Origin of the sequence: Mammaliicoccus fleurettii, from assembly GCF_003970575.1 — a bacterium.
GTDB classification, from domain to species: Bacteria; Bacillota; Bacilli; order Staphylococcales; family Staphylococcaceae; genus Mammaliicoccus; species Mammaliicoccus fleurettii.
In genome coordinates, this window is the sequence record NZ_RXWZ01000103.1 from 1 (window position 1) to 23,887 (window position 23,887).

Sequence of the window (23,887 nt, forward strand, 5' to 3'; positions counted from 1 at the left end):
CTTTAAATATATGAGTAATTTAATACGATATCAAACAAAGTGCTTATTACCTTCTTTTAAAAGTTTGTAATTATTATAATATTTTTGACAATTAAATGACATTTGCAATGTTATTTATGTTACCCTAATTATACAAATAAACAATGAGGTGAATCTTATGTTCAAATTCCAATTGGACTACTATAGAAATGGACAAGGCTTACATATCAAAACAATTTTATTAACAATCCTTTCCTCAATTATTATGGTTCTATTAATGTTAATTCCGGGTATTGCATTTATAATTGGAGGATTTTCTTTAGCGGCATCACAAGACTTTTCAGGTGAACCATCAGGCGGTGGCATAGCAACATTTCTAATCTCAATGGTCATAGGGTTTATATTATTTATTCTGATGTATATTTTTATATTAATCCCTATAGCTTATGGAATTCTAAAATTCTATAAAGATACAGATTTAGGCATTAGCCCACGCTTTAGTGATTTATTCATGTTCTTAAAAAAAGGAAACTATGTTAAAACATTAAAGCTAACTTTAATTATTGGTTTAATTAGTGTAGCAATGTATTTCATTGTTTACATAGTTGTCATTATTGTAGAAGTGATATTCTTCGCAATATTTGGTACTTCAATGGCGTTATTGCAACCAAGTTCAGGTAGTGAAGGTATTGGTGCAATGTCTATATCATTCATCGTAATCATGTTATTTATGATATTGGTATTATTTGCCTTATTTATACCTTTATATTATTTTGTTATCTTTATAGTTAACACAGTACTTGTCCATATTGATCAAAGATCATTACCTACAATAACTAAATTCTCAATCGGTTGGAACATAACAAGTAAGGGACCTCATAGTGCTTGGAAGTTATTATTCAGTAATTTAATTTATATTGTAGCAGCGTATATTATCATAGCAATCATTGGAATTATAGCAGCAGTTATTGTTTCATTGATGCCAAGTGTGATACAAATATTATTCGCAATTATAGGTTATATACTATTCTACCTATTTATGTTTGCAGTATTCTACTTCTTATATGGTAGCCTTATGAACTTCTATCATAAAAATAAAAATGCACTTTATCCAAAAAATAACTAAAGTTAAATTTTAAGAGCTCAATTAATTTTGAGCTCTTTTTTTATTTATCTTTACGAACGCTTCCCCTGTTTTTTATCTCCTTCCATTTTTCTTACATCAAATTTTTAACGCCATATATCGATTGAAATTCAAAGTCTGGCTCTACTTCTATATATTCAAACTCACTAAAATTACGATTTATCCATGCAGTTTTAAATCCAAACTTTTGTGCTCCGACAATATCCCACTTATTAGATGATACGAACAGAATTTCTTGTTTCTCATATGGAATCCTTTCTTCTAATAATACATATCCATTAGAATTGGGTTTATACATACCAAATTCTTCAAGCGCTAAAATATGTTTAAAGCTACTATCGATATTTGAATGTTTCAATACTTTTTGAATCATTTCTTGATTGCCATTACTAAATATAACTTTATCGATATGTGATATATCATTTAATGATTGAGTTACTTCAGGGAATACTTGCAAGCGATAATACTCTTCCACACACTCATTTACGTCACTTAATGAATAGTCAAAATCATTTCTATCAAGTACATATTCGAGTGAATCTTTTATAACTTTACTAAATGGTTTATATTGATCTACTAGCTGTCTAACATGAGTATATTCTATAAGTTTATGACGCCAAGCTTTAGCTATTTTTTCTCCGTTTCCAGGAAATAATTTCTCACACTTTTCTTGGACACTATTTATATCGAATAAAGTTCCATATATATCGAAAACGACCGTTTTAATCATAATAATCACTCCTTATAAATCCTTTCATTTTATTATATCCAAACGAATATAAAACAATCCCGCAAAATATATTGCTATCAATATATTTTGCGGGATTGACGATCTATAAAGTCACTATAAATAAAAATCAGACTGGATAAATTAATTATCACAGCCTGAATATCATTTTGTTATTTAAATAATTTAGTTTATTAAAAATTTCTTACTTAAGTAGTCAGCTACACCATTTTCTTCGTTTGTTCTTCTTGTTACTTCTTTACCCAATTCTTTTATATGATCTGGTGCATTTTTCATAACTATTGGGTAATCAACATGTTCTAGCATTTGTTTATCATTGTCACTATCACCAATTGCATATGTCTTAACATCTTTATCTAGTTCTAAATATTTTAACGCAGCTTCTATTGCTGTCGCTTTGTTTACACCCATAGGCATCGTTTCAAGATTACATGGTGTAGAATGAGAAATAGAAATATTAAGTTCTTCCTTCATTGGTAGAATAAGTTCTTCCCATTTTTTAATTTCTGTTTTATGCTTTTTGAAAAAATAAAACTTTGAATATGCATCTTCTGGTATTTCATCGACCCATTTTATTTTTTCGCTTAATGCTTCTTGCCGAGATTTCCATTCATTAGCTTCTACATCTCCTGCTTGTTCAGTGGATATTTCTGACAGTAGCAATGTTTTATCGCGGTTTAATGCAATTCTATTTTTATAGTACGGGAATAATTCATAATATATTTGATGCTTTTCTGCTAAATCAACAAGTTTATGTACAGTTTCCATCGGTAGTTGATTTTTAAATATTTCTTTGCCATTAATATAACCTACTGCACCATTGGATGATAATATACCATCAACTTCAAAATTCTCAGGAACCAAATATGAAATCTCATCATAAGCTCGTCCAGTAGCTATAAATACTTTAATGCCTTTTTGTCGAACTTCTTGAATAATCTCATTAGTATAATCAGTTACTCTATTTTCTTCATTTAAAATTGTGCCATCCATATCTAAAAAAACCACTTGCGTTGTCATGTTGATGCCTCCATATAATTTATCAATATCTATTATTTCATGCTCATATAATAAAGGCAATATTTTAGATTTATATTACTTTTTAGATAATATTGGTCTATTGTTCTTAAATGAAACATCAACATTTATGTTAAATAAGTTACTCATATTTTTTTCATTAACAACGTCATTAATATTTCCTGATCGAAATACCTTACCGTCTTTTAATAATAAAATTTGCTTAAATACAGGCAACACTTCTTCTAGATGATGCGTAACATATATCATTGTTGGACCACTTTTATCTTGACCAATATTCTCAATTCTTTCCAATAAATCTTCTCTTGCAACAAAATCTAAGCCATTTGTTGGTTCATCAAGTATTAGAAGTCTCGGTTCTGACATTAAAGCTCTACCAATTAATACACGCGTTTGTTCACCTTGTGATAAATTCCCAAATCTTCGGTTAATATAATCCTTGGTAATACCTAATGCTTCGCAAATTTCATTTGCTTTATCTTTAATTTGTTTACTTGGTTCTTCATATACACCTATTGACGCATAAGCACCACTAATAACAGTCGTAAAAGCATTGTCTTCTTTTCTCATTTTCTTAAATAAAGATTGAGAAACATAACCAATTTGCTTTCTAATACCATCAGCTGAATATCCAAGTTCACCTTGTTTCATATCTAATATTTCAAATTCACCTGAAGAAGGCGCTGTATACGCATTAATAATATCAAGCATTGTGGATTTTCCTGCTCCATTTAATCCGTACAATACCCAATGCTCTCCATCAACTATTTCCCAAGAAATATCTTTTAGTATGTATTTACCTTCACGTATCCAGTTAATATGTTTCAAATCAAGAAGCATATTTACATCCCCTTTAATTTACTGTTTTCATAATATTCACTAATTGTACATGAAAGTTTAAGTATATTAAAGATGATTGGATCAGAAGGTAATTTATAATTTATTGTATTTCAGGGTTTATTTCGAATCGTAAACCATCCGGTGAAGTTAGAATCTTGCTTTCTGCATTTGGCATTTGTACCACTATATTTGCTAAACCATAACTATTGTCTGATTCTTCTCTTTTTTGATTTGATTGCCAAGTATTAATCGCAATATGATGGTGATAATTTTTAGTAGACATAAACAAAGCATTTGGAAAATTATCTACTACTGCTTTTAAACCTAAAGTATTTAAATAAAATTCTTTAGACGCTTCAATATCATTTGTTTTTAAATGTAAATGTCCAATTTTTGCATCAGCAGGCATTCCATTCCAACCTTCATTTGAAGCTTGTTCAACTAGCGCTTCTGCATTCACCTCATGTGTATCCATTGCAACATTGCCATCGTTCCATTCCCAGTTACGTGCATCACGATCACGATATATTTCTATACCATTTCCATCTGGATCATTTAAATATAGTGCTTCAGACACTATATGGTCACCAGCCCCTAACTGAACATTTAATCTTGAAGCATGAATTAAGAAATCTGCTAAATCTGCTGTTGTAGGTAGTAATATTGCAATATGAAATAAACCCGCTTCTCTTATACTAGGTTTTCTTCCATCTTCTAATAATTTCAAAGTAATCGTATGTCCTGAATCACCTATTTCAAATACTGTTTCTGTTTCATTCTTAGTTCTTATTGTTAATCCAATTATATTGTCATAAAATACTGTCATTTTCTCTAAATCTGTAACATTTAACGTGATACCTTTAACTAATGTTGCATCTTTACCATGAAACATATATAACACCTCTTCTATTTTCTTTATCAATAATATTAGTATACTTTATATACTATAAAAAGTATACTAATATGTTTAAAAAAATGCCCATAAACGTCATACTCATCAGTAAGTCCGTCTATGAACAGTTCTTTTATATCTCTAATTCAAGTCTTACCATGTCTTTACATTGTATGCCATTCTCAAAAATAGGATCTTTATAATATTTAATGAAATAATCAATATCTATAGATTTCATTCTAAAACCAGCTTGTTGATAAAGTTTTAATTGACCAATACCAGAATTTCCGGTACCTACAGTTATAGTATGACAGTCTAATTCTTTACCGACTGTTATAATATGTTCAATTAATTGACGACCAATCCCTTTGTTTTGAAATTGAGGATCAACAGCTAAATTAACTAATTCCAAAGTGTTTGGTCTCGTTAACAATCCCACTACAATACCGATTGTTTGACCTTGTTCCTCATAAATGTAAACTTTACCTCTTAAAGTATAATCATTAATCGCTTGTTGATTGTCATCAGCTAAAGATAACAATTCATAATGTCTTTCCGTTAAAAACTTACATAATGATATCATTACTTCACCTACAACATTTCAATTTATTAAGCTTTCTTACGTTTAACAAACCAGATAATAAATACAATGATTCCAATAGCAATAATCGCATACATAAAGTTTGAATAAACATCCATATAGTTAACTATTTGATGCCAATTATCTCCAACTTTAGCACCAACTATAACTAGTATTAAATTCCAAATAAGTGTACCTAAAGTCGTTAATAATAAGAACAACCATTGATTCATACCACTCATACCAGCTGGGATAGAAATCAAACTTCTAATAAGTGGAATAAATCTGCAGAAGAACACCGTCCATGGACCATACTTATCGAACCATGCATCAGCTTTTCTTACATCTTCTTTCGTTAATCTTAAATACTTGCCCCACTTTTCAATAATTCTTTCGAGTCTATCAACGTTAAGTATACGACCAATCCAATATAAAATAACAGCTCCAAAAACTGATCCTATAGTAGAGGCAATAACCACACCTACTATTGTTAATTCTGATTTAGTTGTCATAAATCCTCCAAACGTCAAAATTACTTCTGACGGAATAGGAGGAAAAACATTTTCTAATAATATTAATAAGGCTATACCCAAATAACCAAATTGCTCCATGATACTTGTAATCCAACTCTCCATTAATTTGCTCCTTTAAGTTATCATCTTTATATAAATACCTTTTCAAGCTATAACATAAACCTTCAAAAATAATACTTAACTTAATTATATAATAAAACAATCATAATAAGAGTCAGACTTAAGAATGAATATTTTTCAGTTTTATTTTGGATCCAGTTTTATTATAATTTAACTTTTTTTAATCTTAGCGCGTTCGACACAACACTTACAGAACTTAATGCCATTGCTGCGCCAGCAACCCATGGAGCTAAGAGACCTAATGCAGCTATCGGTATGCCAGCTGTATTGTAACCAAATGCCCAAAATAAATTTTGTTTAATATTCTTAATTGTAGCATGGCTAATCTTAATCGCTTTTGGAATGAGCAATAATTCTCCACCTAAAATCGTTACATCAGCTGCTTCTATTGCCACTTCAGTTCCTGTACCTATTGCAATACCTATATCTGCTATAGCTAGTGCTGGTGCATCATTAACACCATCTCCTACCATCGCTACTTTTTTACCTGTTTTTTGAATGGCTTTTATTTTGTCTGCTTTTTCTTCTGGTAATACTTCAGATATAACATTATGAATACCTACTTGTTTCGCTATTGCTTGAGCTGTTCTCTCATTATCACCAGTTAGCATTATAACCTCTAGACCTTCATCTTGTAACATTTTAATAGCTTCAGGTGCATTCTCTTTAATTGTGTCAGCTACAGCAACAATACCTTTAAAAACGCCACCTACTGCCACTAGCATAGCTGTCTTACCTTCAGTTTCTAATTTAGATAAATCTTCATCAAATATATTTGTGTCAATGCCGTTTTGTGACATCAATTTTCTATTACCTACTAATACATTCTCACTATTTATTAATGCCCGTATACCGTATCCAGGGATTGCATCAAAATCTTCTACATCTGCTAGTGTTATATCTTGCTCAGTTGTATACGCCACTATGGCTTCAGCTAATGGATGCTCTGATCCTTTTTCAGCACTAGCTAATAATTTCAATGTCTCAATATCTCCTGTAAAATCTGTTACTTCTGGTTTACCTTTTGTAATTGTTCCAGTCTTATCCAATACGATTGCATTTAATTGGTGTGTGCGTTCTAAATGCTCTCCACCTTTAAATAGTATGCCGCTTTCTGCAGCTTTTCCTGTTCCTACCATTATGGATGTTGGTGTTGCTAATCCTAAAGCACAAGGGCAAGCAATAACAAGAACAGCAATTGCCGCAACGAGTGCATTTTCAAATTGACCAGCATCAACTAAAGTAATCCAAATTAAGAATGTTAAAATAGCTATACCTACAACTATTGGAACAAAGTAACCTGAAATAACATCTGCTAACCTTTGAATAGGTGCTTTAGAACCTTGAGCTTCTTCGACAACTTTAACGATAGATGCCAACGCAGTATCTTTTCCTACTTTTGTTGCTTTCATATTAATTAAACCATTTTTATTAATTGTAGAACCTATAACTTCTTCGTTTATTGACTTTTCAACTGGTATAGATTCGCCAGTTATCATAGATTCATCAATAGCCGTTCGCCCTTTTTGAATAATACCGTCTACAGGTATCTTTTCGCCTGGTTTAATGCTTAAAATATCACCAACAGCTACATTCTCTATTGGTATCATGATTTCCTCATTATTTCGTATTACTCTTGCTTCTTTAGCTTGCAAACTTAATAGTGAAGATAATGCATTTGTCGTTTGGCTTTTAGCACGTTTTTCTAAATATTTTCCAAATAATATTAAAGTGATTAATACCGCACTTGTTTCAAAATATAAATGAGGCATATAATCTGGTCTACCAATTGTTTTTATCGCTTCATATAAGCTATAAAAATATGCTGCACTTGTCCCTAATGCAACAAGCACATCCATGTTTGCACCACCATTTTTTAAGTTCTTATATGCTCCAACATAAAATTGCCAACCAATTATAAATTGAACAGGTGTTGCTAATACAAATTGGAACCATGGATTCATTAACATTTGTGGCACTGGAAGATTAAATAAATGAACAAACATCGTTAATATAAGCGGTAATGACAAAATCGCTGAAACAATAAGTTTTATTTTCATTTGTTTAACTTCATTTTCTTTATATGTCTTTTTGTCTTTTGAATCATTTTTAGACTCTGCATCATAGCCAATATTTTTAATTTTATCAATAATTGACTTTTCATCGATTAACTCTGGATTATATTCAACACTCGCTTGTTCAGTTGTTAAGTTTACAGTTGCAGTTTCAATCCCTTGTTGACGATTTAAAACTTTTTCAATACGGCTTGAACATGCAGCACATGTCATACCATAAACATCTAAATCTAATTTTTCAGTCAAAACACCATAGCCTAAATTTTCTATTTTTTTCGTTACATCAGATAATTGAGTTGAATCATCATTAAACTTAATAGAAGCCTTTTCAGTAGATAAATTCACTTGTGCTTCTACGCCGTCCATTCTGTTTAAGACTTTCTCAATTCTACTTGAACATGCAGCACATGTCATACCTGTTACGCCAATAGTAACTTGTTTGTCTTCATTCATTTAGTTGACCTCCTTACTTAGAAAATTGCTTAAGTACACTCATCAATTCATCAATTGTTTCTTCACCTTCTCCGTTTTGAATAGCATCTGTAACGCAATGTTTAATATGACGTTCAGTAACAGCAAATCCTACATTTTTTAATGCAGATTGAATGGCACTAATTTGTACAAGAATATCAACACAATATCTATCTTCTTCAACCATATTTTGAATTCCTCTAACTTGACCTTCAATACGCTTAAGTCTATTTATAACTTTATCTTTCTCTTCTTTAGTTCTTGGTGTTACTGTATGTTCATGTAAAAACTCACTCATAACTTCACGTCCTCTCTTTAAATACAACTATACCCCCCTATCGTATATTTTTCAATGTGAATGCTCAATTTAAACATAATAATGAAAAAAGCCGGGACAAATTAATTGTCCCAGCTGTTGGTTTGAAATAAAGATTGATCAAAAGTTGGCTGTAAACGTTGATTTTATAATAGAAGAAACCCATGTATTTTGAACAAAGATTGATCAAAATATATGGGTTTGGTTTTGAGCTGTATTTAATTTTTATAAAAAAGATTGATTAAAACTAAATAGCTATTTCAACCTCTTCGGAAATCAAGCGTTGTACAATGCTATTATGAATAATAGCTACAAATGTTTTTAGGCTCATATTACCATTATAAGCGTTTGTAAATTTATATCATTAATTATAAGCGTTTATTAGCAGTATAATACGTTTATAAAACAAAAAAGACACCTAAAATCAGGTGTCCTTAAAGTATAGGTTTAAAAACGAAAGTTTTTTATCAACTCATCTCTTTTACATTCTTTTCAATATAATCAATTTCATTTTGAGATAAATTATACTTAGCATAAATTTGCAAATCAATTTCAGCTATACTTTTCGACCAATCAATATCTGAATTATTAGTGAAATCTAGAACAGGTATATATGACCATTTAGATGGCGGATTATCATGTGTAATTTTTAATATACTTAATAAACTTCTCAAAAACTTGGTTTTCAAATATTTCAAAGTATTCCTGGCTTCAATTTCAGTTTCAAAAGAACCTATGCTAATAAATGTAGGTGTTGCCGATTCAAAAGGTGCACCTATTAATGGTGTACTTAGGATTTCTCCAAAATCTCCATTCCCATTTGCTTTCGGAATAAAAACTTTCCATTTATTAATATTATTTTTTTCAGGATAACGAAGTGAAAGATATTCTTTTTTTACCCAACGCCATACTCTTTTTCCATTATAAAGACCTAATATCTTATAGTACTCTTCTGCATTAATAGGCTCTTCATTTTCAAAAACATAATGAAGTGCTTCAAAAGTAGATGATTTAATTTCATATTCTTCATTTTGTCCTAAAACTTTTATTTCTGGTTTTTTTATTTGAATAAACAGTAATCTATCTCTTTTAGAATTGGGAAAATCCTCTAAAAATTTACTGTTGAATTTTAAATCAGATCTACCTCCATACATAATACTTGGTAAAGAATTTTCGATACTATTTTTAAAATATGAAGCAAGATTTCTTAAATCTTCATTTGGTATGAATTCTTTTATTGGCTCAAACTCTTTATTATCATCTCTATAAAGAATTGCAACTCCTCCTTTAATATCTGTATTAGGAAAAATTTCATTCGAATTCTGAATATAGTATTCTACTTTTAAATGCTTGTCATTTAACATTTTTTTATTCCATACTTTAGATGTCAATCCAGCATTAAATAAAAAACGAGCAGGTGAAATCAAACAATATCTATCAGAAATAATCTCTGATAAATCGTAGAAATGTTGATAAATTGGATCTTGTCTATTATTTGAATCTGAAGATTCTTGGTATGGAGGATTCCCAACTACAATATCAAACTTCACTTTATTACCTCCAAATTTTTTTAATATTTCATTTTTTGTTTCTTGTAGATTTAATTTAAGTTTCTTCGGCAAATCTTCAATGTAAACTAAATTCTTTTCAAAGTTTTCATTTACCTCATAACCATTTAACGTCCTATAAGTGATAGTTCTTGCCATAGGGGTTTTATTTAGTGCGAAAATATTATTTTCCAATACTTCTTGCCACAACGCTTTATCTTTTTGGATATAATCTGTTTTACTCCAATTTATATTCTCTTGTAAATAGCGACGTTGATAAATATTAAATGCCATATACAATGGATAAAGACCTGTTTTACTATTAATCTCTAAAATCCTTGTCTCTTTATCAAAGATTTTATTAGTAATTTCCCCATTATCAATATATCTAAAAGAAGCATCATCAAGAGCTTCTCTATACGTTTCATCGAAAAAGTTGTATCCACCTATCGTTTTACCTAATTGAAGATTAACCACTCTCCATGGTGTTAAAACTGTCTCTTTATCAGGGTTTTTAAATCCTGAAAAAATAGACGTTATTTTTTCAATTCGATCTTGATAACTTAAATTATTCGCAGACACTGCTGCTTGACGAATACGGTGCCCCGCCTCTATAAAAATCTCAGGATCATAGAATTTTTTGAATTTCATAAAATCAAACTTACTAATACCTTTAGGCATAAATTCTTCCCATGAAACATCATCAACTTGTTTTATAAAATCCTCTAGCGTAATATCCTTATCTAAGTCTAAATTCATACCATAAATCATTAATGGAATCCTGATAGATATACCTCGTAGAATAGAAATCATATTATTACGTTCTTTACGCAGTTTTTGTTCTACCTCTATTGCAGCTTGTTCTTCTGGAGTGCGTTCTTTCTTAGGCTTTTTCTTTCCCCTTTTTGCTTTTTCTCGTTCTTGCTCATTTAAACCTGTTGTATTTACATCAATTTTTTTTGTAGCTTTGGTTTGTTGTGTTTTTCCTAATTTGCCACTCAAGTCGTTAAACAAATTTATATCTTCCTGAGCAACTTCCCATAACTCATCATTATAAATAGACGCATCATCAAATCCAGATAAAACCGCTCTTTCAGCATACGCTTTCTTCAATTGACGCATCATCTTATCTACTGAGAAAGTTTTCATTTCATTACCTGATTGTTCAAGAACAGGTAAGAAATTCAAGAGTGTACCTAATTTATCTCGTTGGTCATTCGTATTTAAAACACCTGCTTTAGGTGACATTGATACGGATTTTGCTAATATATTTAATGCTCTATCTGGAGCAAAATCAAAAATATAGGCTTTTTTCTTCATACCTAGAATTTCATCGGAAAATGGTGTTTGTGCACGAAAAGCTGCTTGAAGATAATTTTGCGCACTCGTAGTATTGTTTAAAAATACTACGCCATTTAAAGCAGGAATATTTACACCTGTTGTTAATTTCCTAACTGTTAGAATGATTGTTTTTGTTGCTGATGGTCTGTCTGTAATCACTTTACGAACACGTACCAAATCTTTATCATTTTCACCAGCAATTTCATTATCATTGTCATTTACAATATTCACTACAGAATATTCACTAAAAACAACGTGATGTTCTAGCAATTCTTTCAATGCTCTAGCTGATGCTCTACTTGGAAGCAACCAAAGTGTATGTCGAATACTTTCTCTAAATTCTTCAGTCGAAAAAGGATAATTGGTCTTTCCGTCTGTTGAAATTTGATCAAGCCATTTAATAATCGACGATTCATGTACAAATTTCCCACTATTATCTTCTACTTTAAAAAACTCCGCGAAATCAAAATATTTATCGCTAATTTCATATTGTTTATCCACTGCCATTTGGAATGTATACATTTCTACTTCAGGTAATGCTTCATATGGATTAACCTTTTCTGGGTTCTCTAGTGAAAAGCGAATTTTAGCTTGTTGCTCCATAATATAATCCCAAGTGAATACTTGTTCTTCACTAAATTCATCAAGGATATTAAAAGGCGTACCTGATAATTCCAACATTTTAGTTTCTGTTTTCATAAGACTTTCATAAAGTCTATCACCACGATCTGTTTGTGTACCTTCATGTGCTTCATCAACGACAATTAAATCCCAATTTATTTCAAAAAACTCACTATTTTTTTCGTGTTTACCTCCTACTTCAATTGCACCACGTAAATCTTGTATAGACACAAAATAAATAAAAGGTGTTTTACCATTAGCCAATTTTCTTAAGTCTTTTTCACCTTTTATTTTCGAAGCATATTCATATCCTTCTTTAGCCATTTCTATTTTCTTAAAATCCTCAAACCAGGAATCTGAAACAACTGGTCGATGGGTCATTACTAAAACTTTTTCATACTTGTTCCTTTTAATTAACTCATAAGTAGAAAGCGTTTTACCAAAACGCATTTTAGCATTCCAAAGTACCTTGTTATGTTTTTTGAATGCTTTAGTTGCTTGATTTACAGCTGCTGTTTGTTCAGAACGCAAATTAATTTTAGGTAAATCGATATCATTTTTACTACCAATAGAACTTCTATCTTCTTTTACAGCTCTTATAGCAGCTTTTGCAGTTTCTAAATCTACTTCAAACCATTCTGTACCATCTAATTTTTCAGAACGTTTATAACCTGACCGTAACAATACCTCATGAACATCTTTGTCGCTAAACCAACGTTTAGATTCCTTAATCCATGCTAACTCTGTCCAACTAATTTTTGCGGGAACCCCTGATGTTTTCATATAACTATTAATTCTTTTTTTCGTTATTGACTGTAAAAAATCACTATTAGGTGACCAGTTTTCTTCTTGATCTTCTTCAGGAGCTGTTGTTTCACCTATTTTTTCATTACCTTCATACACTGACCAATTTCCACTATTATTGTCAGCTGTTTGTACATAAACTATTTTACGTTCCCTGTTATTTTTGAACCTTGATACTACAGTCGGTTCAACAAATTCACTTCTAATAATTTTAATATCATTCTGTGTAGTAATATACCACTGCAAAATTATTCTTAATTGATTTAAAGCTCTATAAGCTAATTCTTCATCGTCCACTACACTATGAGCGCCCATGTTCCCACTACTTTTTATGTCATAAAAAAGATCAATAATTGCTGATGGAATATCATATTTTTTAGATTTAATGATCGATAATTTATCATTAAATGTTGCTCTATTCGGTACAAAATCATAATTCAAATCAATTATTAAGCTTGTCAATGAGTCTACTATTTTTCTAACATTCACTAATGTATTATCAAAAGCTTTTAAAGCAAAATCTAATTCTGCTTGTGTAGCTATTTTATAGAATTCTGTTAAATCACTATCTAATTTCATGAATTCAAAGTTAGATTTCTTCAATTGAATATCAAATCTTTCAAATGTTTCACTCACAGTCAATTGGCCCCTTTATCAAAATACTCCATTTTTTTTGTTTCCCAATTCATTATTTTTACTCTTTTACCTGGAATAATTTTAAAATCTTCCACTTCTTCATTAACTTCTTCAAATATAAAATCAAAGCTCATTTGAACTTCTTTTGTTTTTTTTATTTTTTCTGACAATGGTGAAATATAATACAATCCAGAATTTTTCATTGGAATACCCTGTTTTTTCGCTATCCCATCCATTTGAAAAACATTGTAACTTATAATCACAGCAATTTTCTTAAATTCCTCATATAATGGTTCTTGTTGCCACTTATCAACATAATAATCTCGATATGTGTATAAAAGATTTTCTCGAGCCAACAATAACGAGTCACCATTCCACTCAAAACCGTAACTTGCTTGGTACGCTAATTCAACTAAACGTTGCCATTCAGCTTTATCAGTAATCTTAGTATTAATTCTTGTTAATTTTCGATCTACAAAGCCCACCCGTTTATTTATAGATATCGATTCACCTGTAACAGTATCATAACGTGTTGCCATATATGGGCCTTCTCCACATGTTATTTCAAGCCATGTACGTCTTGCATATGTTTCTAAATCGTCTTCTAAATATTCTTTATCTACTAGATCATTTTGTTTTTTTACAATCCAAATAGGTGTGAATACTTCCGCACTCGATTTTGTTCTCTCTTTTTGAAGTTTTTGAGTTTTTAAAACACGGGGCATGATTAATTGACCATTTCTCCCAGTCACTAATTCAGGTTTTATTTGTGCAGTTGGCCCATAATTTTCACGTCCCCTATTCACATAATTTTCGTTAGCCCAAATAATATTTTTTATAGTTTTTTCCGTCGTTAAAGTTCGATCGATTAATAATATATCTAAAATCTCTGGCATTTTTTCACGTACACTATTTTCAGATATATCTGCAGATTTTAAATTTCTATTTATTTCATTTCCAAATAATGATAGTCGATTTTCGTTTGACCTATTATCTTGCACAGCTACCTTCCTTCCGAAGCTCTTTTAATAAAGCACGTATTAATTCTTAAAATGAAGTTTTAATTAATTTTATTGTATCATAATAGATTTTAAATTAATTTATCAAAATCTCCTCTCTGAACCTCTACATTTGACTCTTTTGCTCCAACATTTCCAAAAACGACTCAATCACCTAGCACCGATAGAATATCGACACCAGATGGCTACTTAGTCTTTTTATAGCTGTCTACTTGACAGGGGTAAGTCCAACATTTAATTAATAATAAAAGTTAGTTATTTCAAATAACAAGATTGCATATTACATCATTTTATTAAACAACAACTTCGCTCTATGTTTATATCCCTTCTTACTATGCTTTGCTTTTCGTACGACTACATTTCTTTGTCCCAGACTTTCAAGTACATCTCTTTCCCACGTTCCACTACTATTCACTAGGTTTAATAACAAACCATCAATCAATTGATTCCAATTAACCGATACTGTAGCAGATAGGAGCAACATAGATAGTGCACGATTTTCTCGTTCTACTTCTAAAATTTTAAACTCGTTGCCGTTAAACAAACTAACTGTCGCTAATGCATACTGACGAGATGTTACACCATCTTCCAAATAGCTAAATACTCTTTTCCCATCTCCTATTGGCAATGAACTCATCTGTATAGTAATAAATTGTACTTCTTTGTAATCCACTAGTTCTTGCAATACATGTACAAACTCACCTAATTCTCCTTCTGCCTGGACTTGTTGTAAAGATTGATTTTCAATTCCTCGAGCTAAACGATTACCACCTGTATCGGATGCTGAACGAATTCCTGTATCTTTAAATGTATATTGTTTCGTACTTTCATCTTCGTATGTTCGTTGCTTTGCTGATTTACCTTGAACCTTTACAATACTTGGTGATTCAGTGTATTTATGAACTTGTTTATTCATTTCAATTAATTCAAAATCCTCTGTTGTACCTTCTACCATTTCATCTATTATCTTTTCCCTTTCTTCAGTAGATGATTTTAATTCACGCATCGTATATTTCTTAGGCTCGTTAGATTTTTCGTATTTTGATAATTCGGGATGTGAAAATGATATGACCTCAAAAGGTATTTCCTTACTCTTCACTTCATTTATTCTTAAAATTGTCCCTCCATATGAAGTGAGTTTTACAACCGCTTTAATTGAAATTGGTTGTCGGAATACCCACTCAAACTTCAATTCATTTGTATTTAAAAATGTATAGGCAATATTTTCGAACGTTCTTCTTAAATCCCGATTACCTAATAGCCATACCAGTTGATATAAAAAACTTTTTTCCGTGTATTTCAGATTATATTGAGAAGAAAAACTCAACTGAATTTGTCCTTCTGTATAGTTTTCAATGAAATACTGTGGAAAAGAGTTCATTTCAAATAAGCGATATAATAAAAAACGATTTGGAGCCAATATGCTACGTACTACTTCGATTAACGGCAATATATATGATTTATTATTAAAATTCACTATAAAACTACGTGATATATCTTGATCATTCGTTCCTTGTACAACCCATTCCCGTTCTGTATAACGAACTGATTGCGGAAAAATCATCAAATCAATCTCTTCTAAATTGTCTGGTGGTAAACTATAACGCAAATCACCTTCTATATACATATGTTGAATAGCTAATGCTGGTAACACTCCCCAATCTATTGCGATTTTTTTAGTTTTCCCTTTTGCTCTAAAATGCACATAGACCATCATTTTCTTTTCAGCTTTAAAAGGAGAACCAATCCAAATTAATTGAGCTGGTTCTCCTTTGGGGAACGGCCAGTTTTTCAACTTATATACTTTGCTGCTCATCTCTTTTCACATCCTGGCTTTGTTGAATATATTTAGATAACACATCTTTTATTTCATGAAAATGATGCGACTTTACTGCCGCTAATCGCTGCACTTTCCAGAGTTTGATTACACCGTCTTCTTCTAGTATTCGATCAATCACCTTACAACAACGTCGAATTTGGAATGACTCAACAGTTTCTATTACCCCATCTAATAAAGCTTTCGTATTCGGTAACTTATCCAAATTCCTCTGTAGATTTGCTGTAACCCCTAGTCGCTTCCCAATTAAAGAATTTGTTATTCGAACAGGCTTCTCCATTGTTAATAACTGCTGATGTAACACCTTTATACGCTGCACATATTCTAGATCTCGCGCGTTCCAATCCACAAGTCTATTCGGTTCTGTATGCTTTCGCTGGATTGGTAAGTTAGCCATTAGCCACTCTTTATCGTATCTATATAAATACATATACTGTTTATATAATTCGTTCCTTATTTCAGTTCGATTTAACTGCGGCTGTGCACGCGTTATTTCAGACATATCGTTACGATAGGTTTCTAGTCTAGCTGATTTAACTGTGCTAACTGATTTTCGCGAGGGATTTTCTGCATATTTCTTAACCGTTTTAGAATCTACACCTAACTCCGTTGCGATAGATCGAATACTCCTAACTGAAATCATCAATTCTTTCAACCTTCTACTCCACACTGGCCCAAAAGCTTTTACTCTACCAATTCTATATTGATCTTCCACAGTGTTATCTGGACCTTTACGAGCATACACAAATCCACAAGTGCAATGAAATGTTCCAATCGGTGTTTTTGATTTAGAATCATTTGTAACTTCTACAGATGATATGACTAACTTTTTATAATGTCCTGCAGCTTTGTTCAAACATGGATACGGACCTTTTCCAAATGGATCATTATCTACTATCAAATCTCCTACATCTTGCTTCAAATATAAAAGCATTAATAAATGGCGTAATGGGTGCACATGCCTCGTTGAATTACGAGTTAATACTTTTACCCAATTATATTCATCTTCTTCATTAAAATTGCTCTCATAGCTCGTTAAAAGCTCCTCAGATAAACTTAGCTTTATCATTTGATACAAGTCCTGTTGTCTAACATGATTTGCTGCCGTAATTAAATTTTTCTTTCTCAATAAAGCCTTATACATCGAGCTTATTTCTACCTTCGTTAATGAATGTAACGGTATTTGTAATAATTTATATGCCTGTTTTGCTAATTGAATAGCTACCTCTTCATGTGGATCCACTTCGTATAGCTCCGATAGATTCATATAACGTAACTCAAAACGAATGTATTCAATGCGACTATCACTTGTTATCGGATACTCCCTCAGCGGAACTTCATGGTGTGCACAGTAACTTATTCCTTGTAGTTGATGCTCACGATGAATGTAAGGTTCTCCATACTTCTCAGCATCAGATTTGGCACATAGAGCACAGTAATATAACCCTTCTTTACGACAAATACCTCCAGCTACAATACCAAGCCTTGTATATAAAGCCTGTCCATTATTTTTGACATCCTCTAAAATCTCTAACTGTCGTTGTTTAGATAAAAATGAAGCGTAGTAAGGGTAAATCGTATGGTTGCCTAATAAACCCTCCACCGAATATTGAGGTCCTAATTTCTCTACTAAATTAGTAAAATGGCTACCAATCTCCACACTCGGTATCACAGAACGACTATCAAACAACTCTTCTAATGTATCTTTACAATCAAGATTTCCAGTATAAAAATGATAACGCGCAATCGCTGAATACAATAATTCATCTGGATATGGATTAGTGAAGAAGGGTAGCATTTAATTACCTCCTAAAGTAGTCATCAACTTTTTATTAACTAAGCTCTTCTAAAAAATATCTAATGAAATCTTTTCCAAACTTCGTCAGCTCAAGTCTATCTTTAGATTTAAGTTTTACCTTTTTTAATGTTGGTAATTTAGATTTGTTTTTAGGATTTGTAGCCATTGATAAAGATTTTTGCAATTCGTTTATCGCCTTTTCTATCTCCTCTAAATCTTTCTCTAAAATTACATCTGTTTTAGTCGTTAATATCCCTTTTCGTACTAAGTTTCTTCTTATAGTTTCATACTGTTCATATGAGATACCATGTACGTCCAAAACATCTTGGTAATTATTTACGTTTTCATCTGGTTCGTTAAGATAATTCTTTCCGTATAACTTCAAAACAGTAAGATCTATAATTCTTAAATCTCTTAACATATCATAAAAAACTAATACAAAATCTTCTGTAATTTTCTCGTGTTCAGCTATATTCATAAAGCCTGTTACTAAATATTTAATTTTTTCTTCTTGTGGTTCATCCCCCACATATCCAAGAACCAATTCACATAATCGATCAAGTTCTTCTTTCTGCTCAGTATTTTTTAATTTAAAAAGTTCATCTAATCTAGTTATTCTTCCAACTAATTCTTCTTCAAAAGTATTAAAGTTTCTTTGTAAACGTGATTGTTTGTAGCTCATATACGCATTGCCTAGCCCCGGAATAAATGATGCCACTGCATCCGTAGCAATTGATCCTATCATACCCATACCTGTTGATTTAACTAATTCAGCACCTTGCGAACTAACAGCATCTATTACTGACTCAATTACAAGCGGCTTTACTAATTCTTTTTTCTCCCCCATAACCAATCTCCCCTATCATTTCAATGAAATTCCTCAATTAGGTTCTTTATATAACCATTTTCCTTTAATACTTCATACACATGTTTCTTCTGTTTCAGTGCCTTCTCCCTAGCATCTAACAGAGGTAATACTTTATTCGAAGGTACTGCCTGCACTTTCTTCTCCTTAACCTTCTCATTCAACTCAATTAAATTAGGAATAAGTTGTGTTTTCAGTAGGTTATAATCCATTTCTATCGATGAATTTTCTACTAATTTCTTTGTAGCTTCTTTAATGTCACTCGGAGTTAACGCATCAAAAATACCGATTGCTGCAACTTCTTCGCTCAAACCTTCAATCAACTCTTGGCGCTTGTATGCTAAAGTATTTTTCCGCTCTTTCATTGCCTCTTTAATTCGACCTTCATACTCAGTGCTTTTTTTATGACTCTGCATTAACTCATCCAGATTAATCATAATATCCTCATACTTGTACATAGCTCGCAAATCATTTTTACGAATGGCATTCAACATTGGCTGAATAATCTTCATATCGTTTTTTGCCGTTTTCTTTAAGACTCTTGGTGTCAATTTTTCATCTTCATTCGCTTCATCATATAACGCTCTTTCTTGAGCCAATATAAATAGGTTTACCGCGACGGAAGTAATTCCCTGACATTCATCATAAAAAGTTTTCTTAACATCATCTGTGAGCTCTGATTTCGTTTTAAGACATTGTAATTCCCACAATGTTTCTAAAAAGAAATCCCATTCCTCACTATTTTCATCCATACGATCCCAAATGATTGAACCATCGCTAGCTGCACGACGAGCCTGCCGAAAGTTACCTTTGAATAATTGTTGCGCCTTAGACGTACCAATTAAAACTGTCGGAACACCAACCGTATTAGACAAGGTTACAAAGAAATTAAGCATCTCTTCTTGGTCATTTTTTGCATGTAATAAATGTTGAATCTCATCAATTACAAGTACGCCAACACCATACATACTCGCTAACGATGTCATATGTAACAACATAGTCGATGTTACACGATTTAAGTATCCGAACTTCTCTAAATAACGCGTTCCTAATAAATCATCAATCGCTTTAAAAAAGCTTTTACATAGTGTTGAAAGGCTCCCATCGTAAGGACAATCTATTTTTAACCAGACGATTTGTGTACGATTGAACGGCTCCCCTTCATATTGTTCATGCTTAATCACTTGTGGATACATCAACAATAATCGCTCAATCGCTGTCGTTTTTCCGATACCTGAAATGCCAATGATAGATAAGCTATCTGCTGTGGAGCGAATATAATTCAAACGTTCATCTATATATTTGTGTGCCTCTTCTTCATCTTCTCGTAATTGATGTAAAACGCGAATACGCTCCAAAAAAGTTTTATCTAAAGGATTTCTAGCTAAATAACCTCTACGAATCAACGTAGATAATCGACGTTCCACTTCGAAATGAATCGGTAATGGCTGAATAAAATTCTTTATACGTTTAAGCACATGATAGCGAATGTTTGTGGCACTTTGCTTATCTTGATTTGTGATTCGTGGTGTCACCATAAAACGTTCCAGTACGTCATCCTCGTCAAAAATGGGTGACAGCGCCTCAATGAAAGGATTTCTACTGTATTCCGACAACATCTGTTCCTTGTATTCAGCTTCTTCAAAGTTGCCTTTTAAAACTACATTAGTCATCTTTTCCAAGCTGTTCATCTCGTTTCTTCTTCAATTTTTCCATAAGACGTGTTGACGATTTTTTAGGCGGAGGCTCTTCTAATTTTGTTCCTGTTTCAAAATCTATAATTTCTGGTGAATGTTCAGCTACTGTAGGGGTTAAATCAAACTTTTCCTTATTCCGATTCGCTTCTTTTTCGATTTTTTTATTATCACGTATAGCTTCAAGTTTCTCTTTTTTACTTGTAGGTTGGTGCGTAACTTGTTTTTTTCTTTTGACAGCCGATTTTATTATTTGATCCATCATCGTATCAGCGTTAATGGTTAGTTGTACTTGCTTCGAACGGTTCTCTTCTTCTAATTCGTAACGCAACTGTTGATGAAATATAACTTCTTCTAAAAAATCTTCTTGATACTGCTGACTCGGCTCTAATAATATACACGTTTCAAAACCCATACCATCATCATTTGGAATATATATTTTATCTAAATGTCGGGGATCATAGACAATATCAATGCTTTTATTTTTCAACTTTGCATACCATTGTTCTTCAATTGCTTGCTTTGAACCATATAATAAATTTTTAAATTTAATACCTGCTCTAGATATAGTGGCTTTACCTCTTGGTAACACATTTAATCGTAAAATCTCTCTGTCTATTGTTCTTAAACGCCCTTTACGATTTTGTACGCCCCAATTCCATAAATTAATAGGTGTTGGTACAATTTCATCTGTAATCATCTCTTTTTCCATTGGATATTTATCAATAATTTTATGATTATGATGAAGTATCATTGTAATAACTAGTGCTGTAAATTCTTTTAAGTTTAATGTAGCATCTAATCGATAATCTCGATCTCCTCGTTCTCTATACTCTTTTTGAATAGCACCAGGAGCTTTTTGCTTAACTTTCCCATTAATCGTACGGAATTTACGCTCAACAATCCCTTTTAAATCTCCTCGATAGGCAGTCGTGTTTTCAATTTTGATATTCAAGTTATTAATGAGCCCTGCAACCGAATAACCTTCAAATTCTCCTCGGTCAGCAATGATTACTTCTGGTAAATGATGTGTCGGCCATTGTTCTTCTGCAATATCTACTCCATATTGTTTACAAAAATCCGCCTTATTAGCCACCATATTATCTAAAGCCATCATAGCACCTAGCCAAGACGGTCCTTCAAGTCCGACATATAGCCCTGTAATCATGCGAGAATAAACATCAATAATTGCATAAACAACAGGTCTACCAATAATTCGATTTGCATCAAAAGAACTCACTAAATAAATATCCGCAATGGTTGCATCAACTTGAAATCTCGTACCTGGTCCATTTGTTTCAACTTTAGAATTACTTAAAATAGGACGGTGCTTTAACTCATATTCTTTCGCACTCATACAAAATGTCATATCTTTTTTAGGGTCTTCTAATTTTTTAAACCAATAATAAAATTGATTGTACGACGGTATTGAACTGCTTTCCCATATACGATATTGCATCTCACCATTTTCTTTATATCGCGTAGAATAAAAATCTCTCAAAATGAAATGATATACGTCTTTTAAAGAATAGTTATTAGCTTTTCGATAATATTTATTAATCGCATGCTCAAATTGTATTTTAACCTCGTCTGTTATGTTAATCCCGCTTCGCTGTTCTCCACTTATGGTTATTCTACGCGGACGACCAACCTTATCATTACTTAACTTTTTAGTTTTGCCTCTACCACCGGATTTTGCATAATCAGGTAACATCGCATTCTTATTCATCCCACGCTGCCAGTATCGACTGAGGAGTTTTTTTACTTTTGTAGGTGTGACATCTAATTCCTGAGCTATCTCTTTAATTTTTCTTTCCCTACCACTCTTCTGAAACAAATCATTCATATGTTTTAAACAATATTTTTGAACAATACCCCAATCTAAATCTCGTTTCTGAATTTGAATATCCGTTAAGTCTTCATCTTCAATTACACGTGCAAATGGATCCGTAATAATAATCCATTCTCTTTGTTCTACGTCTGTTAAAAACGATGTGAACAGCTCTTTTTTAGGCATAGAGGTAATAGCATCAACATTAACGATATACACATAAGATTCTTTGATTTCAACAATGCGTATTCGTTTTGAATCTTTCACAGATTGCAACACCTGATTAATATAAATCATCCATATTTCACCTGCTTTAATTTACTTTCGTCAATGGTTTGAATAACCATAGTTTCTTCTACATTTAGTGGATTTAACATATCTATTTGAATGATTTTTTGAGCTAACAAATGATAAAACAATGTCATTCCACTACCTAAAGGCAGATGCACTTCTTTATCAAACACACTTGTGATTTCTCGAATGCTGCTATCCTTATCTAACACTCTCTTCAATAATTCCATTGATAAATCTTCAATAGTTTGCCAATCGATATTTTGAAATGCATCATATTGTTGAATATCATAATAGTCATGTATATAACTAATATTTCGTGCTAGTGTTTTAGGTATTTCTAATTCCGTCACAATCCCCCAGTCCACACCTCTTTTTTTCCAATAAACACGCTCAATTTCAAACTTCTCAAGAACCCGTTCTTTTAAAAGTTCATCTTTCATTTTTATTGTTCTGGCAAGCTCTACTCTACCTTCACCTTTATCTGCTGTTAATAAAAAATCAGTTGTCATGACAATCGGTTCATTCGTTTTTGGATCAGTTGGATGTTTAATTCCTAATTCATTGGCAATGACAAGTGTTTCTTCTAACGGCAACAGCGGATATTGTTCTCGAATATCCACAACAGAATCCGAAAATTCAGTTAAATAGAAGTAATTTCGTTCCAAGTCCGATAAAAATTCATGTTGCCTACCAGTTTTAATACCTTTTAAACGTGTAGATCTTCCAAGTGAGGAAACGTCTTGAATGTTCAACCAAGGCTTGTATTCAGCACCGATACCAGACCCTCTACCTTCTTTTATCCATTTTTCAACTTTAGATGTTCTAGTTCTTTTTGACATAAAAACACCCCTTTAGACCACTATA

17 protein-coding genes are annotated in these 23,887 nt (G+C 31.9%); 1 reads left to right on the plus strand and 16 read right to left on the minus strand.

Annotated elements, in window-relative coordinates; genetic code table 11:
• Nucleotides 1–157 precede the first annotated feature (157 nt).
• Nucleotides 158–1,105, plus strand: a complete 948-nt coding sequence (locus CD129_RS08365) for a hypothetical protein (RefSeq protein ID WP_078358442.1) — start codon at nucleotides 158–160, stop codon at nucleotides 1,103–1,105.
• Nucleotides 1,106–1,196: 91 nt separating this feature from the next.
• On the opposite strand, the gene CD129_RS08370 is transcribed toward CD129_RS08365, so the two are convergent.
• From CD129_RS08370 to CD129_RS08445, 16 genes are all read right to left on the minus strand, one after another.
• Nucleotides 1,197–1,853, minus strand: coding sequence for a haloacid dehalogenase type II (locus CD129_RS08370; RefSeq protein ID WP_107509164.1), 657 nt, complete (start codon nucleotides 1,851–1,853; stop codon nucleotides 1,197–1,199).
• Between the two features lie 183 nt (nucleotides 1,854–2,036).
• Nucleotides 2,037–2,891, minus strand: coding sequence for an HAD family hydrolase (locus CD129_RS08375; RefSeq protein ID WP_107509163.1), 855 nt, complete (start codon nucleotides 2,889–2,891; stop codon nucleotides 2,037–2,039).
• Nucleotides 2,892–2,966: 75 nt separating this feature from the next.
• A complete protein-coding gene (locus tag CD129_RS08380) occupies nucleotides 2,967–3,749 on the minus strand; it encodes an ABC transporter ATP-binding protein (protein ID WP_107509162.1) in 783 nt (260 codons plus the stop codon).
• Between the two features lie 100 nt (nucleotides 3,750–3,849).
• The gene (locus tag CD129_RS08385) at nucleotides 3,850–4,641 is read right to left on the minus strand and encodes a VOC family protein (RefSeq protein ID WP_078358446.1); all 792 of its coding nucleotides are present in this window, start codon (nucleotides 4,639–4,641) and stop codon (nucleotides 3,850–3,852) included.
• A gap of 133 nt (nucleotides 4,642–4,774) precedes the next feature.
• Nucleotides 4,775–5,224: a GNAT family N-acetyltransferase gene (locus CD129_RS08390; protein ID WP_107509161.1), complete on the minus strand. Its 450-nt coding sequence runs from the start codon at nucleotides 5,222–5,224 to the stop codon at nucleotides 4,775–4,777.
• A gap of 26 nt (nucleotides 5,225–5,250) precedes the next feature.
• The gene (locus CD129_RS08395; protein ID WP_107509160.1) at nucleotides 5,251–5,856 is read right to left on the minus strand and encodes a DedA family protein; all 606 of its coding nucleotides are present in this window, start codon (nucleotides 5,854–5,856) and stop codon (nucleotides 5,251–5,253) included.
• A 161-nt stretch (nucleotides 5,857–6,017) separates the two neighbouring features.
• Complete coding sequence (locus CD129_RS08400) at nucleotides 6,018–8,402, minus strand: heavy metal translocating P-type ATPase (protein ID WP_115337142.1); 2,385 nt, start codon at nucleotides 8,400–8,402, stop codon at nucleotides 6,018–6,020.
• Between the two features lie 13 nt (nucleotides 8,403–8,415).
• Nucleotides 8,416–8,718 carry a metal-sensing transcriptional repressor gene (locus CD129_RS08405; protein ID WP_078358455.1) on the minus strand — a complete coding sequence of 101 codons (303 nt, stop codon included), beginning with the start codon at nucleotides 8,716–8,718 and terminating at the stop codon, nucleotides 8,416–8,418.
• Nucleotides 8,719–9,203: 485 nt separating this feature from the next.
• Nucleotides 9,204–13,685: an Eco57I restriction-modification methylase domain-containing protein gene (locus CD129_RS08410; protein WP_115337141.1), complete on the minus strand. Its 4,482-nt coding sequence runs from the start codon at nucleotides 13,683–13,685 to the stop codon at nucleotides 9,204–9,206.
• A gap of 2 nt (nucleotides 13,686–13,687) precedes the next feature.
• Nucleotides 13,688–14,686 carry a restriction endonuclease gene (locus CD129_RS08415; protein ID WP_243832019.1) on the minus strand — a complete coding sequence of 333 codons (999 nt, stop codon included), beginning with the start codon at nucleotides 14,684–14,686 and terminating at the stop codon, nucleotides 13,688–13,690.
• Between the two features lie 298 nt (nucleotides 14,687–14,984).
• Nucleotides 14,985–16,520 carry a Tn7-like element transposition protein TnsE gene (locus CD129_RS08420; RefSeq protein ID WP_115337140.1) on the minus strand — a complete coding sequence of 512 codons (1,536 nt, stop codon included), beginning with the start codon at nucleotides 16,518–16,520 and terminating at the stop codon, nucleotides 14,985–14,987.
• The gene (locus CD129_RS08425) at nucleotides 16,501–18,339 is read right to left on the minus strand and encodes a TnsD family Tn7-like transposition protein (protein WP_115337139.1); all 1,839 of its coding nucleotides are present in this window, start codon (nucleotides 18,337–18,339) and stop codon (nucleotides 16,501–16,503) included. Before CD129_RS08425 ends, CD129_RS08420 begins: the two co-directional genes overlap by 20 nt.
• Nucleotides 18,340–18,373: 34 nt before the next feature.
• Nucleotides 18,374–19,186, minus strand: a complete 813-nt coding sequence (locus tag CD129_RS08430; RefSeq protein ID WP_109349738.1) for a hypothetical protein — start codon at nucleotides 19,184–19,186, stop codon at nucleotides 18,374–18,376.
• Between the two features lie 20 nt (nucleotides 19,187–19,206).
• A complete protein-coding gene (locus tag CD129_RS08435) occupies nucleotides 19,207–20,895 on the minus strand; it encodes an ATP-binding protein (RefSeq protein WP_115337138.1) in 1,689 nt (562 codons plus the stop codon).
• Nucleotides 20,870–23,026: a Mu transposase C-terminal domain-containing protein gene (locus CD129_RS08440; protein WP_115337137.1), complete on the minus strand. Its 2,157-nt coding sequence runs from the start codon at nucleotides 23,024–23,026 to the stop codon at nucleotides 20,870–20,872. The genes CD129_RS08435 and CD129_RS08440 overlap by 26 nt, the downstream gene beginning before the upstream one ends.
• On the minus strand, nucleotides 23,023–23,862 hold the full coding sequence (locus CD129_RS08445; RefSeq protein WP_115337136.1) for a TnsA endonuclease N-terminal domain-containing protein: 840 nt from the start codon (nucleotides 23,860–23,862) through the stop codon (nucleotides 23,023–23,025). The genes CD129_RS08440 and CD129_RS08445 overlap by 4 nt, the downstream gene beginning before the upstream one ends.
• Nucleotides 23,863–23,887: the final 25 nt, after the last annotated feature.

Bases quoted from the DNA above. Each gene is read 5' to 3' on its own strand.
- CD129_RS08395 (WP_107509160.1), bottom strand. From the start codon at position 5,856: ATGGAGAGTTGGATTACAAGTATCATGGAGCAATTTGGTTATTTGGGT.
- CD129_RS08390 (WP_107509161.1), bottom strand. From the start codon at position 5,224: ATGATATCATTATGTAAGTTTTTAACGGAAAGACATTATGAATTGTTA.
- CD129_RS08435 (WP_115337138.1), bottom strand. From the start codon at position 20,895: ATGAACAGCTTGGAAAAGATGACTAATGTAGTTTTAAAAGGCAACTTT.
- CD129_RS08430 (WP_109349738.1), bottom strand. From the start codon at position 19,186: ATGGGGGAGAAAAAAGAATTAGTAAAGCCGCTTGTAATTGAGTCAGTA.
- CD129_RS08420 (WP_115337140.1), bottom strand. From the start codon at position 16,520: ATGAGCAGCAAAGTATATAAGTTGAAAAACTGGCCGTTCCCCAAAGGA.
- CD129_RS08370 (WP_107509164.1), bottom strand. From the start codon at position 1,853: ATGATTAAAACGGTCGTTTTCGATATATATGGAACTTTATTCGATATA.
- CD129_RS08365 (WP_078358442.1), top strand. From the start codon at position 158: ATGTTCAAATTCCAATTGGACTACTATAGAAATGGACAAGGCTTACAT.
- CD129_RS08375 (WP_107509163.1), bottom strand. From the start codon at position 2,891: ATGACAACGCAAGTGGTTTTTTTAGATATGGATGGCACAATTTTAAAT.
- CD129_RS08425 (WP_115337139.1), bottom strand. From the start codon at position 18,339: ATGCTACCCTTCTTCACTAATCCATATCCAGATGAATTATTGTATTCA.
- CD129_RS08440 (WP_115337137.1), bottom strand. From the start codon at position 23,026: ATGATTTATATTAATCAGGTGTTGCAATCTGTGAAAGATTCAAAACGA.
- CD129_RS08385 (WP_078358446.1), bottom strand. From the start codon at position 4,641: ATGTTTCATGGTAAAGATGCAACATTAGTTAAAGGTATCACGTTAAAT.
- CD129_RS08445 (WP_115337136.1), bottom strand. From the start codon at position 23,862: ATGTCAAAAAGAACTAGAACATCTAAAGTTGAAAAATGGATAAAAGAA.
- CD129_RS08405 (WP_078358455.1), bottom strand. From the start codon at position 8,718: ATGAGTGAGTTTTTACATGAACATACAGTAACACCAAGAACTAAAGAA.
- CD129_RS08400 (WP_115337142.1), bottom strand. From the start codon at position 8,402: ATGAATGAAGACAAACAAGTTACTATTGGCGTAACAGGTATGACATGT.
- CD129_RS08380 (WP_107509162.1), bottom strand. From the start codon at position 3,749: ATGCTTCTTGATTTGAAACATATTAACTGGATACGTGAAGGTAAATAC.